Source organism: Romboutsia sp. D33t1_170424_H2, assembly GCF_015669105.1.
Taxonomy (GTDB): domain Bacteria; phylum Bacillota; class Clostridia; order Peptostreptococcales; family Peptostreptococcaceae; genus Romboutsia_C; species Romboutsia_C hominis.
The window spans coordinates 1-16,385 of record NZ_JADOZQ010000009.1 but is presented as its reverse complement, the minus strand read 5'-3'; the positions used below and the strand labels follow the sequence as shown (position 1 = coordinate 16,385).

At 26.6% G+C, this 16,385-nt stretch carries 16 protein-coding genes and 1 rRNA gene; 13 read left to right on the top strand and 4 right to left on the bottom strand.

Annotated features, from left to right (window positions below; translation table 11 throughout):
* Nucleotides 1-17: 17 nt before the first annotated feature.
* From I4U66_RS10580 to I4U66_RS10570, 3 genes are read left to right on the top strand one after another with little or no spacing between them, the layout of a single operon-like run.
* Nucleotides 18-857, top strand: a complete 840-nt coding sequence (locus tag I4U66_RS10580; RefSeq protein WP_092922088.1) for a DUF5685 family protein — start codon at nucleotides 18-20, stop codon at nucleotides 855-857.
* A complete protein-coding gene (locus I4U66_RS10575; RefSeq protein ID WP_166506072.1) occupies nucleotides 847-1,290 on the top strand; it encodes a tetratricopeptide repeat protein in 444 nt (147 codons plus the stop codon). Before I4U66_RS10580 ends, I4U66_RS10575 begins: the two co-directional genes overlap by 11 nt.
* A gap of 10 nt (nucleotides 1,291-1,300) precedes the next feature.
* The gene (locus I4U66_RS10570) at nucleotides 1,301-1,792 is read left to right on the top strand and encodes a hypothetical protein (protein ID WP_195928852.1); all 492 of its coding nucleotides are present in this window, start codon (nucleotides 1,301-1,303) and stop codon (nucleotides 1,790-1,792) included.
* A gap of 112 nt (nucleotides 1,793-1,904) precedes the next feature.
* Here I4U66_RS10570 and I4U66_RS10565 read toward each other — a convergent pair whose 3' ends face one another.
* Both I4U66_RS10565 and I4U66_RS10560 read right to left on the bottom strand, forming a co-directional pair.
* Nucleotides 1,905-2,696, bottom strand: coding sequence for a hypothetical protein (locus I4U66_RS10565; RefSeq protein WP_195928850.1), 792 nt, complete (start codon nucleotides 2,694-2,696; stop codon nucleotides 1,905-1,907).
* Between the two features lie 103 nt (nucleotides 2,697-2,799).
* Nucleotides 2,800-3,528, bottom strand: a complete 729-nt coding sequence (locus I4U66_RS10560; protein WP_092922100.1) for an HAD family hydrolase — start codon at nucleotides 3,526-3,528, stop codon at nucleotides 2,800-2,802.
* Between the two features lie 254 nt (nucleotides 3,529-3,782).
* On the opposite strand from I4U66_RS10560, the gene I4U66_RS10555 reads away from it, so the two are divergent.
* Nucleotides 3,783-4,865, top strand: coding sequence for a hypothetical protein (locus I4U66_RS10555; RefSeq protein WP_166506070.1), 1,083 nt, complete (start codon nucleotides 3,783-3,785; stop codon nucleotides 4,863-4,865).
* 141 nt (nucleotides 4,866-5,006) lie between these two features.
* On the opposite strand, the gene I4U66_RS10550 is transcribed toward I4U66_RS10555, so the two are convergent.
* Nucleotides 5,007-5,477: a hypothetical protein gene (locus I4U66_RS10550; protein WP_092922105.1), complete on the bottom strand. Its 471-nt coding sequence runs from the start codon at nucleotides 5,475-5,477 to the stop codon at nucleotides 5,007-5,009.
* Nucleotides 5,478-5,671: 194 nt separating this feature from the next.
* Here I4U66_RS10550 and I4U66_RS10545 point away from each other — a divergent pair, with 194 nt between their 5' ends.
* From I4U66_RS10545 to I4U66_RS10510, 8 genes are all read left to right on the top strand, one after another.
* Nucleotides 5,672-6,052 carry an ArsR/SmtB family transcription factor gene (locus I4U66_RS10545; protein WP_207733588.1) on the top strand — a complete coding sequence of 127 codons (381 nt, stop codon included), beginning with the start codon at nucleotides 5,672-5,674 and terminating at the stop codon, nucleotides 6,050-6,052.
* A 12-nt stretch (nucleotides 6,053-6,064) separates the two neighbouring features.
* The gene (locus tag I4U66_RS10540; protein ID WP_195238510.1) at nucleotides 6,065-8,434 is read left to right on the top strand and encodes a heavy metal translocating P-type ATPase; all 2,370 of its coding nucleotides are present in this window, start codon (nucleotides 6,065-6,067) and stop codon (nucleotides 8,432-8,434) included.
* A gap of 229 nt (nucleotides 8,435-8,663) precedes the next feature.
* Nucleotides 8,664-9,695 (top strand): hypothetical protein, encoded by a 1,032-nt coding sequence (locus I4U66_RS10535; protein WP_207743627.1) that lies wholly within the window; start codon nucleotides 8,664-8,666, stop codon nucleotides 9,693-9,695.
* Nucleotides 9,696-10,028: 333 nt separating this feature from the next.
* Nucleotides 10,029-11,057, top strand: coding sequence for a hypothetical protein (locus I4U66_RS10530; RefSeq protein WP_195928848.1), 1,029 nt, complete (start codon nucleotides 10,029-10,031; stop codon nucleotides 11,055-11,057).
* Between the two features lie 23 nt (nucleotides 11,058-11,080).
* Nucleotides 11,081-11,968 carry an ABC transporter ATP-binding protein gene (locus I4U66_RS10525; protein ID WP_092922114.1) on the top strand — a complete coding sequence of 296 codons (888 nt, stop codon included), beginning with the start codon at nucleotides 11,081-11,083 and terminating at the stop codon, nucleotides 11,966-11,968.
* 2 nt (nucleotides 11,969-11,970) lie between these two features.
* A complete protein-coding gene (locus I4U66_RS10520; protein ID WP_195928846.1) occupies nucleotides 11,971-12,726 on the top strand; it encodes a hypothetical protein in 756 nt (251 codons plus the stop codon).
* A gap of 175 nt (nucleotides 12,727-12,901) precedes the next feature.
* Nucleotides 12,902-13,621: a response regulator transcription factor gene (locus tag I4U66_RS10515; RefSeq protein WP_092922120.1), complete on the top strand. Its 720-nt coding sequence runs from the start codon at nucleotides 12,902-12,904 to the stop codon at nucleotides 13,619-13,621.
* A gap of 20 nt (nucleotides 13,622-13,641) precedes the next feature.
* Nucleotides 13,642-15,060 (top strand): HAMP domain-containing sensor histidine kinase, encoded by a 1,419-nt coding sequence (locus I4U66_RS10510; RefSeq protein ID WP_092922123.1) that lies wholly within the window; start codon nucleotides 13,642-13,644, stop codon nucleotides 15,058-15,060.
* A 47-nt stretch (nucleotides 15,061-15,107) separates the two neighbouring features.
* Here I4U66_RS10510 and trhA read toward each other — a convergent pair whose 3' ends face one another.
* A complete protein-coding gene (gene trhA / locus I4U66_RS10505; RefSeq protein ID WP_092922126.1) occupies nucleotides 15,108-15,755 on the bottom strand; it encodes a PAQR family membrane homeostasis protein TrhA in 648 nt (215 codons plus the stop codon).
* Between the two features lie 459 nt (nucleotides 15,756-16,214).
* Between trhA and I4U66_RS10500 the strand changes: the two genes are divergently transcribed.
* A 16S ribosomal RNA gene (locus I4U66_RS10500) occupies nucleotides 16,215-16,385 on the top strand; the annotation flags it as partial.

Below are 16,385 nucleotides of genomic sequence, written 5' to 3'. Positions count from 1 at the left end.
TTAGAGAGGATAAAAATATGTTTGGTTATGTAAAAGTTAATAAAATGGACCTAACATTTAGAGAATATGAGCATTATAGAGGATATTACTGTGGGTTATGCAAATATCTAAAAGATAATCATGGAGAGATATCAAGACTATCTCTAAATTATGATATAACATTTTTAATATTGGTTTTAACTTCAGTATATAGACCTAAGTCTTTGGTTATAGAAGAAGGATGTATAGTAAATCCATTCAAAAAGAAAAAGAAAATAACAAATGAAATTACAGAGTATGCAGCAAGTATGAATGTGCTTCTGACATATTATAAATTAGAAGATAATTTAAGAGATGATAATGGTATAAAAGATAAATTAGCATATAGTATATATAAGAAAAAGCTTAAATTAGCTTATGAAAAATATCCCAAGAAAGCTGATATAATAAAATCTCAGCTAGATCATTTATATAAATTAGAAAAAGAAAATAATACTAATATAGATATGGTATCGAATACTTTTGGAAATCTTATGGCAGAGATTTTTGCGTATAAAGAAGATGAGTTCGAGGATGATTTAAGAAGAATTGGATTTAATGTAGGTAAGTATATATATATACTTGATGCTTATGAAGATTTAGAAAAAGACTACAAAAAAGGTAGGTACAATCCATTTATAGAATATATAAATAAAAAAGATGAACTAAAAACAAGAGTAGATAAACTTATAAGCATGTCTTTAGGAATGTTGTCTAATAGTATAGATAATTTGGATATAAAGATAAATAGAGGAATAATAGAAAATATAGTGTATTCAGGAGTATATCTTAGATACCAAAATATATTAGAAAAAGGGTGTGAAGTAAATGTACAGTAATACTTATAATAATGAAATGTTTAGCCCCATAATTAAGTTAATGAATAACAAAGATTTTGAAAAGGCACATGAGCTATTAAATAAAATGAAAGATAGATGTGCAAATTGGTATTACCTAAATGGAGTATCTGCTATGAATATAGGATACTATGAAGAAGGTGAAGAATGTATAAAAAAAGCTAATGCCATAGAACCTGGTAATCCTGAATATGAAAAAGCTTTAAAACAATACAACTTCTACAGAGATGATTATAGAGATAGATCATATAGATACAACAGAAGAAGACGTTCAGACCTAGACGGTTGCTGTTGTTGTTGCTGTGATGATTGTTGTTGCTGTTGTGGAGATGATTGTTGTGAAGATTGTATGAAGCTATGGTGTTTAGATTCTTGTTGTGAGTGCTGTGGTGGTGACTTAGTAGATTGCTTCTAAGGGTATTAATATGAGTAAAAAAATAGCTTTAGGAGGAGTTTTATTAGCAATAAACATAATTTTATTAATGCTTATAAATATAATACCTATAAATACATTATTTTTAATGGGAATTGCCTCACTAGTAATTTCTATAATTATAATGGAGTTTGGTCCTAAAATGGGAGTTGTATTTTATTTAGGAGTGTTTACACTAAGCTTTTTTGTTATGGCTAATAAGTTTCAATGGATTTTATATATATTTACTTTTGGATTGTATGGACTATTCAAATATATAATAGAACAAGATAGATCAATATACATTGAATATATATTAAAATTAGTATTTGCCAATATTTCAATAGGCATTGTGTTTTTTATAATAAAAGAATTTGTATATATACCTATAAATATTTTTACAGTAGTGTTTTTTGAAGTCACATTTTTAGTATATGACCATATTTATAGTTTGTTTATAGAGTATTACAATAATAAGCTTAAAAAAATATTAAAAAATATATAAATTTATAAAAAGGAGCATCTTAGAATGATTATATCAATCTAAAGATGCTCCTTATTTTATAAATTTTATTATATAAATTTAGCGAGAATACTTCATAGAATACAATTAGTTTCTATCTAACTATATTAAAAAATTCTCTTTGCTTTTCACTAATTTTTGAGTCACACTTAGAACAGTGATAAGACTTAGATATATTAGAAAATTTACCTAGATTATTATCAAATGACATTTTAGACTTATCTGTGATTCCAACTACAGTTAAATTTGAACCACAATTCGTACAATTTTGTATAGAACATAATTCATTTAAGCTCTCAATAGATATATCCTTAAGATCTTTATTACAATTGCAGCACACTACTAAGTTAGATAGTTTTCTAGAAACTTCTATGGGTTTATCATTTTCTAATGAATATTTATACTCTATAGACTCAGTAACTCTATACCCAGATTCAAAAATATTGTGATTACAATGATCACAAAGATATCTAGGAAAATATTTATTTCCTTTATTGGCATTTGAATTAGATGTAGAATCGTCTATTTTTTTCACTATTGTATCTTTATCAATATTATTACAAGATGAAGGATTTTCAAGGTAGTTAAGTATATCTAAAGCCTTATTTTGTTTTGCTATGAAAATAAGATGTTCTTTTATATTAGGATAATCATTATTTCTAGAAGGTGCATTTAGGTCTATAAGGTTATTGCTTATAGCATGTTCTACTATTGATTTATAATTATATTTAATAGCAAAGAACAGCACCATTTCATCGAAAATATTATCATTTACTTTTCCTGAAAACTCAATCCACAAGTCAGGTGATTCAAGATATAAGTTTTTACTAAGCTTTTCTATAGAATCTTCTAAGTTTTTACTTGAATTATTTTCTTTAGAATTCATATTAACCTCCTTTAATAAGTTAAAAAGTCCAAGAATTATTATATCAAGGACTTTTCAAATATTTATTATTGAAAATTATCTAAATTCGATAATTAAATTTATGTTATATACTAAGGATATCTACATTCGGAGAAAGTGAATATATTATATCTTTTCTTTCGACTACTATTTTAGCAGCATTAGATATAACAGGATCTTTTGCTATATGATTTAGAAGTTCTTTAGTTGGATTTATAGCTATAGGGTTGCCAACTCTTCTTAACATATTAATATCACCATTTGTATCTCCGTAAGCATAAGAAATAGATAAGTCTATATTATATTTTTTTACGAAGTCATCAATAGCAGTGTTCTTACTTTTAGAGTCCCACATAGGAATTACTGTGCCATTGAACGTTCCATTTTCAAAAACATAATTACTTCCTATAAAATCAGTAACATTATATTTTTCAGCCATTTTTCCAACTAAGAAATCAGGACTACCAGATATAAATATTACTATGTGATTATTTTCTAAGTGCCATTTTATTCTTGAACGAGTGTATTTATACACTCTATCTGATTTAAGCTTTATAACTTGGTCACTAGTAAAATCAATATAATTTTTATCAAGTCCAATTAGAGATTCTACATATAAATTACAAACATCATCTAGATAATCATCATAATTACCTTGTCTTTTATCCCAATTCATAAAAGCATCTCTTGCATTATCGTACCATGCTTTTTGATCTATTATGTCATACTTAATGAGCTTTTTAAAATGTTCAACCATAAGAGAGTCTCTATATAGAGTACCATCTATATCAAAAAAAGCTGCTATATTTCTCATTAATATCACCTCTATTAAACATTTATTTTATTATATTACAAAATTTATTTAAGTTGTGAACTTATACAAAATAAATTTAAATTTTTTTTGGTAGATTTTATTATTTTATATTATAATTTATAGTTAATAGTTAAAATCTAATTGTAAAATATCTTATGAGATTATATGTTATTTATAACATATGTATTAATAAGAAATTATATTGATATTAAAAAAATTTATTAAATAAATATCTCCAATAAGGAAGTGATTTTGTGAAATTCAAATATGCAAAGGTAACCAATTCTAGATTAATGGGAAGTATGGGACTTTTAATAATATGGCAAGAAAAAAATGATAAGATATATCAATACTTTTTGTTAGATTCAGAAGGACTTGGGTTAGCAGACTATGTAAGCTTAAAAAATCCTACTATAGAAGAATCTCATAGAGAAGAAGAAAGGTTAATGGGTGGATTGGGAGCTGATAGAATAGATATATCAGAAGAAGAAGCTTTATTTCTAGTTAATTACTATGGAAATAAAAATTCTTACTATGAAAAACCATTACCAGGAGAGGTAAAAGAGTATATAGATATTATAGAAAATTATGAACCAAAATTAAAACTTGAAGACATATATCCTAAAATTTGCAAGAAAATTACTGATGAAGTAGAATTTATAAATTATATGACTATGAGATTTATAGCATGGGATAGAGAAAGCTTAAGATATTTCTCAGGAAGTGAAGAGATAAGTAATATGCATATTACAAATATAAATGGAACACTTCTAAAAAATAAAGTAATACCAAAAGGTAATGAAAGGTATATAAGCGAAGCACTTTACGAAGATAGTGATGGATATTATATATGTAGAATAGCTTTTAGTATATCAAAAGAAGAAAATGGATTTAAGATAAACTCTATTTTAGTAGGAGATAAAGAAGGAATTTTTGACTTTGAAGTTTTTGATGAAATATCAAAAGAAGAGTTTGTAAGCATTTATAGCTTGAAAAATAAGGAAGAGTTTATAGAAAAGTTTTATATAGATAATCCATTTTTATTAAGAAGTGATATGGAAGAGGGGACATTCTTCACTAGATTTAATTTTGATAACCATCATGTAGCAAAAGAAGTGTACCTTATAAGTAATGACATAAAAGCTATTTATTATCAAATAGGTAATGAGTTTTTTGTAGGAACTTACAATAATAGAGATAAAAAATATATAAACAAATTACTTCAATGTAATTATTCTGACTATATAGAGATTAAAGAAGAAATGTATTTTGAGGAAAATGTACTTTATGATTTCGTAGAATCTGGTGCAGATGACTTTGATTATTTCTTAGAATAGTAAATTATTGATAAAAAATAAAGCCACGACTTAACTGTCAGTGGCTTTATTCTGTATTTATAATATTGGGGGAATATTATGAGGAATACATTATTATTTTGGACAAGTTTTAAAATTTTATAACAATTAAATTAAAAAAATTTACATTTCTTCCTCATCAAATTCTTCCATGTTTATTTGAGGCATCATACCCATCATCATATAAGGATTATACATCATGCCTGGCATCATAGGCATCATCATATTAGGCATCATAGGCATACAACCCATCATCTGGGGCATCATAGGCATACTACCCATCATATTAGGCATCATAGGCATGTTACCCGGCATCTGAGGCATCATATTCATATCTTGATCCATATACATAGTTTCCATATCCATATCATCAAAATAGAAATCATTATCTAACATTGCATATTGATTATCCATCACAGGATAATTGATATAAGGATTCATATAAGTCATATAGTACCCAGAATTACCGTAGTCCATTGGGCGTTGATTATAATAAGGATTAACATACATCATAGGATCTATATAAGGTGTAGGGTATATATAATTAGGATCCATATCGCCATTTTGTTTGTGTGAGAAATTATCAAAACTCATAGTAAATCATCCCTCCTAAAGTATTACTTACTAAATAACAATTCACTTTAATAATATATATATTACTAAAAATGCTATTATGTGCATTTTATAAAAAAATAGTTAATATTAGTTGCAAAAATTTGGACATGGACATATAATTATATATATGAACAATTATTCATATATTGTTATTAATTTGGAGGAATTAAGATATGAGTAAAAATATAAATGAAAAATTAAACTCGTGCAATTGCGAGGAGGTTCATGAAGATATAGTAAAAAGAGCTCAGACATCAATGCCAGAAGAAGAGATGCTTTATGACTTAGCAGAGTTATTTAAGGTATTTGGAGATACAACAAGAGTAAAAATTTTATATGCATTATTTTCAAATGAAATGTGTGTATGTGATATTGCAAGTTTATTAGGAATGACTCATTCTGCAATATCTCATCAGCTAAGGGTACTAAAGCAAGCTAGGCTAGTTAAATTTAGAAAAGAAGGAAAAGTAGTTTATTATTCTTTAGATGATTGTCACATAAGTAAGATATTTGATTGTGGTTTATGTCATATACAAGAAACATATAAACGATAGGAGGATTGGGTTATGGATGCTAGTAGCATAATTAGAAAAGAGCTGATTCTAGGTGGATTAAACTGCGCTCATTGTGCAGAAGTAATAAATGAAAAAGTATCTAAACTAGAGGGTGTAGAATCATCAAATCTAAACTTTATAAATAAAAAGCTTGTATTAAACATACAAGAAGGTGTAAATGAGGAAGAAATTATAGAAAAGGCTATAAAGATAATAAATGACACAGAACCAGGATTAGATATAGAAATAGTTTCAAATTCTAAAGTCATTAAAAGGGAATTAATATTAGGTGGATTAAATTGTGCTCATTGTGCAGAAGTAATAAATGAAAAAGTATCTAAGTTAGAAGAAATAGATTCTTCAAATTTAAATTTTATAAACAAAAAACTTACAGTAAATATAAGAAAATCTTTTGATGAAAAAGAGACTATAAATAAAATAGTAGGAATAGTAAATGCAACAGAACCAGGTTTAGACATACAAATAAAAAATGAAAATGGTAATGTTAAAAAATCAGAAGTTAAAGAAGAAAAGAATGATATAAATAAAAAAGATATAATAAAGTTAGTAATAGGGTCATTAGTATATATATTTGGAATATATCAAATTGCAACTGGATTTGAAAGTAAACTTGCAGATGCGATGTTTATAATAGCATATGTAATAGTAGGTGGAGAAGTTTTATTAAAAGCACTAAAAAATGCTATAAGAGGTCAAGTGTTTGATGAAAACTTCTTAATGTCTATTGCAACAATTGGAGCATTAGCAATTGGTGAATTACCAGAAGCAGTAGGAGTTATGCTTTTCTATCAATTAGGAGAATTCTTACAAGGTATAGCAGTAGGAAAATCAAGAAGATCTATAACATCACTTATGAAGATAAGACCAGATTATGCAAACTTAAAAGAAGGATCAGAACTTAAAGTAGTTTCTCCTGAAGAAGTTAAAATAGGCGATGTAATAGTTGTAAAACCAGGAGAAAAAGTTCCACTAGATGGTGTAGTTATAGATGGATACTCAATGGTAGATACATCTGCACTTACAGGAGAATCTGTATTAAGAGAAGTATCAAAAGGAGAATCTGTATTATCAGGATTTATAAATAAAAATGCCTTATTAACTATAGAAGTTACAAAAGGATTTGAAGAATCAACAGTTTCTAAAATATTAGATTTAGTTGAAAATGCAAGTAGCAAAAAATCTAAAACTGAAAACTTTATAACTAAGTTCTCAAAATATTATACACCAGCAGTAGTTATAGGAGCTGTTTTAGTAGCAGTTGTACCTCCAATTATAATACCAGGAGCTACATTTAGTGAGTGGCTATATAGAGGTTTAGTATTTTTAGTAGTATCTTGTCCATGTGCATTAGTTTTATCTATACCACTTAGTTTCTTTAGTGGAATAGGATTTGCATCTAAAAATGGTATATTAATAAAAGGAAGTAACTATTTAGAAGCACTTAGAAATGTTGACACAGTTGTGTTTGATAAGACAGGAACACTTACAAAAGGTGTATTTAATGTAACTAAGGTTAATGCAGTTGGAATATCTGAAGAAAAATTATTAGAGTACGCTGCTTTTGCAGAGGCAAACTCTAATCATCCAATAGCAAAATCAATATTAAGTTACTATGATAAAAAAGTAGATTTAGACAAAATAACTAGTTATGAAGAAATAGCAGCTTATGGAATAAAAATAAATTACAATAATGAACTTATTTTAGCAGGTAACGAAAAATTAATGAAAAAAGAGAATATATTCTATTCTAAAGCTAAAGAAGTTGGAACAGTAGTTTATATAGCTGTCAATCAAATATATAGAGGATATATAGTAATATCAGATGAAGTAAAAGAAGATAGTAAAAAAGCTATAAAAAATCTAAAATCATTAGGAATAAAAGATGTTGTAATGTTAACTGGTGATAATGAAAAAGTAGCTACAGCTATAGCAAAAGAGCTTGGAGTAGATAAAGTATACTCAAATCTACTTCCTAATGAAAAAGTAGATAAGCTAGAAAAAATATATGAAGGAAAATCAGAAAAAGAAAAAGTTATATTTGTTGGAGATGGAATAAACGACGCTCCAGTTTTAGCTAGAGCTGATATAGGTATAGCTATGGGAGGATTAGGTTCAGATGCTGCTATAGAAGCTGCCGATGTAGTTTTAATGACAGATGAACCAAGCAAAATTTCTAAAGCAATAGAAATAGCAAACAAAACTAATAAGATAGTATGGCAAAATATAATATTTGCATTAGCTGTAAAAGCTATAGTTTTAATATTAGGAGCAGGTGGAGTTGCTACTATGTGGGAAGCTATATTTGCAGATGTTGGTGTTGCATTAATAGCAGTATTAAATGCAATGAGAGCTATGAGATAGAAGTAAAAAACGAACTCAATTGAGTTCGTTTTTTTTATTTAAAGTATATTTTATATATTAATTAAGAAAAATAAGAATTGTAAGGTTTATTTAAGATTAATTTTACAGAAATTTAAATTTATTTATATATAATGAATAAACATATGTGAAAAATAAAGTATACATATTAAAAATTTATTATGAAAAAATGATTTTTAGAAGAAATTACAAAAGGAGAAATAAACCATTAATGAAGAAAAAACCTAGTAAAGCACTTATAATAATCTCAACTATTATAGTTTTGTTAGTATTAACTGTACTAAGTAACATTGTATTAAATAAAGTATATAAGACTAAATATGAAGAATTTGATTCTGTAGATAAAGAAATGTTTGTACAGTTATCAAGTATATATAAACAATTTAATGAAAATGGTGAAAAACTATGGAACAATAAATATAAATTAAATAAGGAGCCTATAATTCTAATAAGAACTAATAAAGATAAAGGGATTATAAGAAAGTATGCCTATGCAGTTAACGTAAAAGGAATTGAAAAAAGCTTTCTTGCAAGGAAAATGAATATGCCTAAATCTTTAAATCTACCAGAAGTTTATAGAATAAGTAAGTTTGATATAAGTCTGATTTCAACCTGGGCGCCTTCAAATTTTGGTACTGTAGATATTAATGGTAAAAGTATTTTTTATTTTAAATATCACCCTAAAATGATAGAAAATCCAGAATTATATTTTGATTTTACTTCATTTTTATTACATGAATCATTCCATACATATAAGCAAAAAGATTGGACATATGATAAAGGTGATGGAGAGTATATAGAAAATTATCCAGTAAATAAAGAAAACTATGCTTTAATGGGATTAGAATTTAAGCTTTTAGATAAATGCATGGAAACTAATAACAAAGAAGAAGTTAAGAAGTACCTAAAACAATGGACAACTGTACGTGCTTATAGATATAAAAAATGGCCACAGTTAGTAGCAGAAACAAACACAGAAGCAATAGAAGGAACTGCAAGATACATTGAATATAAATATAGTGATTTAACAGGAGGAAAGTTAACTGTACTTGCAAAAAAAGAAAGTCCATACCATGTTACATTTATGCAGGCATATGATTATATTGCAAATGGTCAAGCAGAATCGCCATCTTATTTAGAAAGATCAATGAAGTATGAAACGGGATCTGCTTTAGGGTTGGTAATGGATAAAATAGATATAAATTGGAAAAAAGGTATAGAAGATCGTAAAGATAAAAATTGAGAAACTCAATATAAAATACTAAAGAAATACTTTAACATCTCAGATAAAGATATTACAGAAGATAAAATAAATCAGATAAAAGAAGAAAATGATTATAATGAATTACTAAAACAAGGACAAAAAATAGTTGATTTAGTAAATAACAATAATTAAAAAAATATATAAATAAGAGCAAAGTTATGCAAAAAATAGCTTTGCTCTTATTTATTTTGCCAGATAATTTATATTAAATAAGAAAAATTTGAATTGTAAGGTTTATTTAAGATTAAGTTTATGATGGTGTAAATCTAGATATATATAATAAATTTGTAATCACAAGAGAGGAGAACAAACATGTTAAGATGGGAATTAAAAAAAATAGTTAAAAATAAAACCTCAATAATAGCACTTATACTTATGGGACTTTTATTTATACAAATTGGATTTGTAAAGCCTATGTTAGAAACTCAAAATGAATATTTCGATGAAAGTAAAAATGAATATATAGTAGACAAAAGACCAGTAGATGTAATAGCACAGGAAAAATTAGACAATAAAGTAAATGAGATAAAATCGATTGCTAATAAGAATACTCATGGCTTAAAAGATAAAAATGAAAAGCAAATTAGCAAAATGTCAAAAGAAAAGCTAAGTAAAGATAATGGTAAAAAATATAAAGATGTAACATTCTATCAAGTATTTGAAAATAGAGCAACTTTTCCTTTAGCTACACTACTGATTGTAGCTATAATAGTTACACTTTCTTCAAATTTATATACAGATGAAAGATTATCAAATGTAGATACTATAATCTTATCATCTAAAAATAAATATAAAGCTTTAAATTCAAAGCTTTTAATATCAATAATTTTACCAATTATTGTTTATGCAATTTATTTAATTGCAACTTTTATAGCAACATATATTCAATATGGGGCGCCGATGAATGGAGGCTTACAAGCATATAGAATATCTAGTATGGCAAGTTTAGTTAGAGAAATGAGTATTGTTCAATATATAGCATCTGAAGTAGGAGTAATATCTTTAGTATTTATAGCTATATCAATATTCTCAGCTTTATTTTCATTTATAACGAAAAACTCGATACAATCTATATCTTGTTCGATTTTATTTATAGCTATGGGAAAAATACTGGTATTTTTTAAATTTTTACCTTATGAATTAATGCTGATAATACACCAATGTAGTTTTATAGATATACTTTCAAAAAATAGTTTTATATCTACTGCATATATGGGTCAAATTAAATTATTTTCAATGAATTTTGACTTAGTTATAACTTGTTTAAGTACATTAGGATTAATAATTGTATCTGGGATACTACTAAATGTTTACGTATTTAAGAAAGTACTAAATAGATAAATAAAAATATGGAGGAAGTAAAAATGAATAAATTAGAAATTGTAAATTTAACTAAAACATATAAACATAAAAATGCAAATGAAAATATAAGTTTAACTTTAAATAGTGGAGTATATGGTTTATTAGGTCCTAATGGAGCTGGTAAATCAACTTTAATGAAACAATTAGCAACTATAACAACACCAAGTAGCGGGAAAATATTATATAACGAAAAAGATATAGTATCTTTAGATGATGAATATAGAGCTTTAGTTGGATATTTACCACAAGATTTTGATGCATATAAAAACTTTAAAGCGAGAGAGTTTTTAATGTACATGGCGGCGCTTAAAGGAATGAATAATAGTGAAGCTAAGAAAAAAGTAGATGAGTTATTAAAATTAGTAGGTCTTTATGAAGTAAGAAATAAGAATGTGTCTAAGTTTTCTGGAGGAATGAAAAGAAGAGTTGGTATAGCACAGGCATTACTTAATAACCCTAAGATATTAATATTAGATGAACCAACAGCAGGTCTTGACCCTCAAGAGAGAACTAGATTTAGAAATTTATTATCGAATATAGGAACGGAAACAATAGTAATACTTTCAACTCATATAATTTCTGATATAGAGTCAGTAGCTAAAGAAACTATTATGATAAAAGATGGTAAATTACTTCTAAAAGGAACTCATAGAGAAATTTTAGAAGACATGAAAGGTAAAGTATATACAATAACTACAAAAAATGAAAGTGAAGTAAATGAGATTCAAAGAAACTACAAAGTAGTAAGTATAAATCGTGGTGTTGAAGATACTCAACTAAGAATAATAAGTGATAAAGCGCCATCATATGAAAATACAAAACTAACAGAACCAAGATTTGAAGATGTTTACATGTTCTATTTTGAGTTAGAAGATGCAAGGGAGGTATAATCATGTTCTCAGTTGTCAAGGCAGAGATAAAAAAGAATTTTAAGCTTGGAGTAATTATTGTTTGGATGTTAACAATATTTTTAGCATATAGCTCTACTTATAATTTTGATATTAATGAGACATATGCAAATTTATTTTCTAAATGGTTTGGCCTTGCTCCATTTATGGGATTAACTATGTTTATGATGTTTTCAGGAAGTTTTATTATAGAGTATAATTCAAACATGGATGGATTGATAAAAGCTACAAAAAATGGTAAGAAACAGTTAGTTATAAGTAAATTTATAGCAGCTGGAGTAAGTGCTAGCATAGTAAATCTTTCAATATTATATACAATGGTATTAAGAGCATTAGTATCCTTAAACTTTAAAGGATTAGATACTCCATTAAAGAATTTATGGTACTTTGGAAATAGCGGATCTAATATAACAGTAATTCAAATGATATTAATGATGACTATCAACATAATAATAGGATCATTCTTACTAGCAGCTTTAGGATTATTTTTATCATCTATAAGTAAAAATGCAATAGTACCATTTTTAATAGGTGGAGCATGTATGGCAATACCTTACTTTATGGAAGCTAGAGGTATGGTTAGTAATGTTTTAGAATGGCCTATATTAGGAATGTATGCAACTCCAATTATAAGATATAAACTACCATTAAGTATATGGGCTGTATTTATAGGGACAAGTGTAGTGGGAGTAGTATTATTTTACAATTTAGCTAAGAGAAGTTTTTTAAGTGAAAGATAATATATAAATATAAATAATTTAGAAATAATAAAAAGAAAAGCAAAACATTAGTTATGCTTTTCTTTTTTCATTAGAAATAAAAGTTATAAAATATGGTATAAATTAAATATAAAAAAACGTAAAATTAAAATAACGTGTAGTAAAAAATTTTATCATAGCGATAGGAGGGTTTTAAATGGAGTCCTTAATAAGAAAAAGTAAGATATTAGTAGTAGATGACGAAGTAGAGATATTAAATTTAATAAAAAAGGCACTTAAAAAAGAAGGATTTGAAAATATTTATATAGCTGATAATGGAACTAATGGATTAGAAATATTCAAAAATGAAAATCCAGATTTAGCCATACTAGATATTATGCTTCCGGATATCGAAGGATATGATGTATGTAAAAAAATAAGACAAACATCAGACATACCAGTATTATTTTTATCAGCGAAAGGAGAAGAATTAGATAAATTAGTAGGGTTATCTATAGGTGCTGATGATTATATAACAAAGCCATTTAGCATAAAAGAACTAGCACTTAGGGTAAAAATTCAACTTAGAAGAAGTAAGAAGCAATTTAATATAGAAGAAAAAATAAATAATAATATTATAAAAGTAGGGCCATTTGAAGTGAATGAGCAGACTTTAGAGGTAAAGAAAAATGGAGAATTATTAGAATTAAAGCCTAAAGAATTAAAGATGTTTATGTATATGGTAAAACATAAAAATCAGATAATAAGTAAAGAAAAGTTTTGTGATGAAGTATGGGGAGATGATTTTATAGGATATGATAATACCATAATGGTTCATATAAGAAGACTGAGGGAAAAGATTGAAGATAATCCTTCAAAGCCAGAATATATAATAAATGTAAAAGGGCTTGGATATAAGTTTTTAGTAAAAGAATAGATAGCTAAGGATGATTTAGTATGAAATGGAAATTGACTTTAAAGTACCTTTTATCAACTGTAATAGTAGCTATGATAGTTGTTCAATTAAATATAGCTATAGCTATTTTTATATCTGTTATGATAAATGCGGATTCTTCACAAAATGGACATGGAATATTTAATAATGTAGAGGCATTTGTAAGAGATTTTAATAAAAATATTTTTAATGATACAGATGATATAAATAACGTTTATGTGAATGATAAAGGTAAAGAAATATTAAAAAAAGATAAAATGTGGATACAAATATTAGACAGTGATGGAAGTGTAATTTACAAGTATAATGCACCTAATAATATCCGAAATAAATACACACCTGTTCAGTTAATAAATACATATAAATATGCTGGAGTAGAAGATAATAAATCTACAGTTTTAGTTGCTGAAAAAAATATAAATAATTACTCATATACATACCTAATTGGATTTCCAATGAACAAGGTGAGTAGAACTAGTATAGTTACTGAATCTGAGTCATTAAGAAATATAATATCAAAAGTTATATTGGCGATTATAATAGTAGACTGTATAGTAGCTACAGTGATAGGGTATATATTTAGTAAATCTTTAACTAAACCTGTAAAAAGTATAATTGGTGGAGTTGAAGATCTAGCTGGTGGAAACTATGAATCATATTATAAAGAAAAAGGAATATACAAGCCAGTATTTAATAAATTGAATAATTTAGCAGACACATTAAAATCAAATGAAAGAGAAAGAAAAAAAATCGAATCCATGAGAAATGAGTGGATAGCAAATATCTCTCATGATATAAAAACACCTTTAGCATCTATAAAAGGATATGCAGAATTAATGTCTAGCGGATATGATATAGAAGTAGATGAAGTATCTCAATATGCAGAGATTATAGATAGTAAGGCAAACTATATAAAAGAATTAGTTGATGATTTAAATTTAACTATGAAGCTAAAAGATGGATATTCAAATATATCCAGGGAAGAAAAGAATATAGTATCACTGGTTAGAGGATGTATTATAGATATACTTAACAACCCTAAATATAATAATGTATATATAGATTTTAATTCGAAAGAAGATAATATAGTATTGAAAATAGATGAATTACTAATGAAGAGAGCAATAAATAACCTCTTATACAACTCTATTATTCACAATAATGAAGATGTAAGTATAAAAGTAAATATAATTTTGGATGAAAAGACACATATAATTATTGAAGATAATGGAAGGGGAATATCTGAAGAAGATCTTAAGTATATATTTGAGAGATATTATAGAGGAACTAATACAGGTTATGCTCATAAAGGATCAGGCTTAGGTATGGCCATAAGTAGAGATATTGTAAAGGCTCATAATGGAGATATAAAAGTAGAAAGCAATATAGGTAGTGGTACAAAAATAGAAATAATATTTTAGATAAATAAAAAAGGAGACTAATCAAAACTGATAGTTCTCCTTTTTTATTATATGACAAAATTAAATACACAGAAAAAATGAGTTAAACTTCCAAGCATTATAAATATGTGGAAGATTTCGTGAAAACCTAAGTATTTAAATTCTAAAAATTTTGGTTTAGTTGCATATATTAAAGCTCCTATAGTATAAAAAACTCCACCTAATACAAGTAAAGAAAGTCCATGGAATGATAAAGCTTTATATAATGGACTAATAAGAAATATAGAAATCCATCCCATAGCAACATATATAGCTGTTGAAATCCATCTAGGGCAGTTAAACCAAATTAATTTAAAAGATATGCCAGCAATAGCAGTAGCCATTATAACTCCAAATAAAATCCATCCAGTAGGACCATCTAAAGCTATCAAGCAAAATGGTGTATATGAACCTGCTATTAAAACAAATATCATAGCGTGGTCTAATCTTCTTAAAAATCCTATTACCTTATCACTAGAAATAACTAAATGATAAGTTGCAGAAGCTGCATATAGAAGAATCATACTTAATCCAAATATTATTACAGCTGTTAGCTCTAAAGTAGATGGGGTATTTAATGTTGTTTTTATTACCAATGCTAGTAGACCAATAAAGGATAAGATTGCACCAGCAAGGTGTGTGAAACCATTAATTGGCTCTCTAAGATAATTATTCATAATTTACCTCCATAAATTAAAGTTGAATATATAATTCATTTTAAACGTTTTTACATAAATAAGTAAATAAACCAACAAATTATAACAAAATTAGTATCTGGTTTTAATACTATATTACTATTATACTCTAATTTGTAAATGTATATATACTTTAAAAAAATTTTTCAATAAAAAATAAAACCAAATTAACTGGAAATTCTCTTAAATACAAGAGTTTTGGATATATTAATTTATGTTTAAAATATAAATAATAATAATTTTTTTAAAAAAGTTTTAAAAAAGTGTTGACGATATAAATGTAAGGTGATATAGTATTACTTGTCCTTAAGAAAAGGGCAAAAACGAAAATGAACTTTGAAAATTAAACAGTAGGTTAATTTATATAACTGATTCTTAAAAGAATCGAAAACAAACCAAGCCAGATATTCAGATAATGATAGTCTGAGCAGGTAACAACTTTTATTTGAGAGTTTGATCCTGGCTCAGGATGAACGCTGGCGGCGTGCCTAACACATGCAAGTCGAGCGATTTACTTCGGTAAAGAGCGGCGGACGGGTGAGTAACGCGTGGGTAACCTGCCCTGTACACACGGATAACATACCGAAAGGTATGCTAATACGAGATAACATG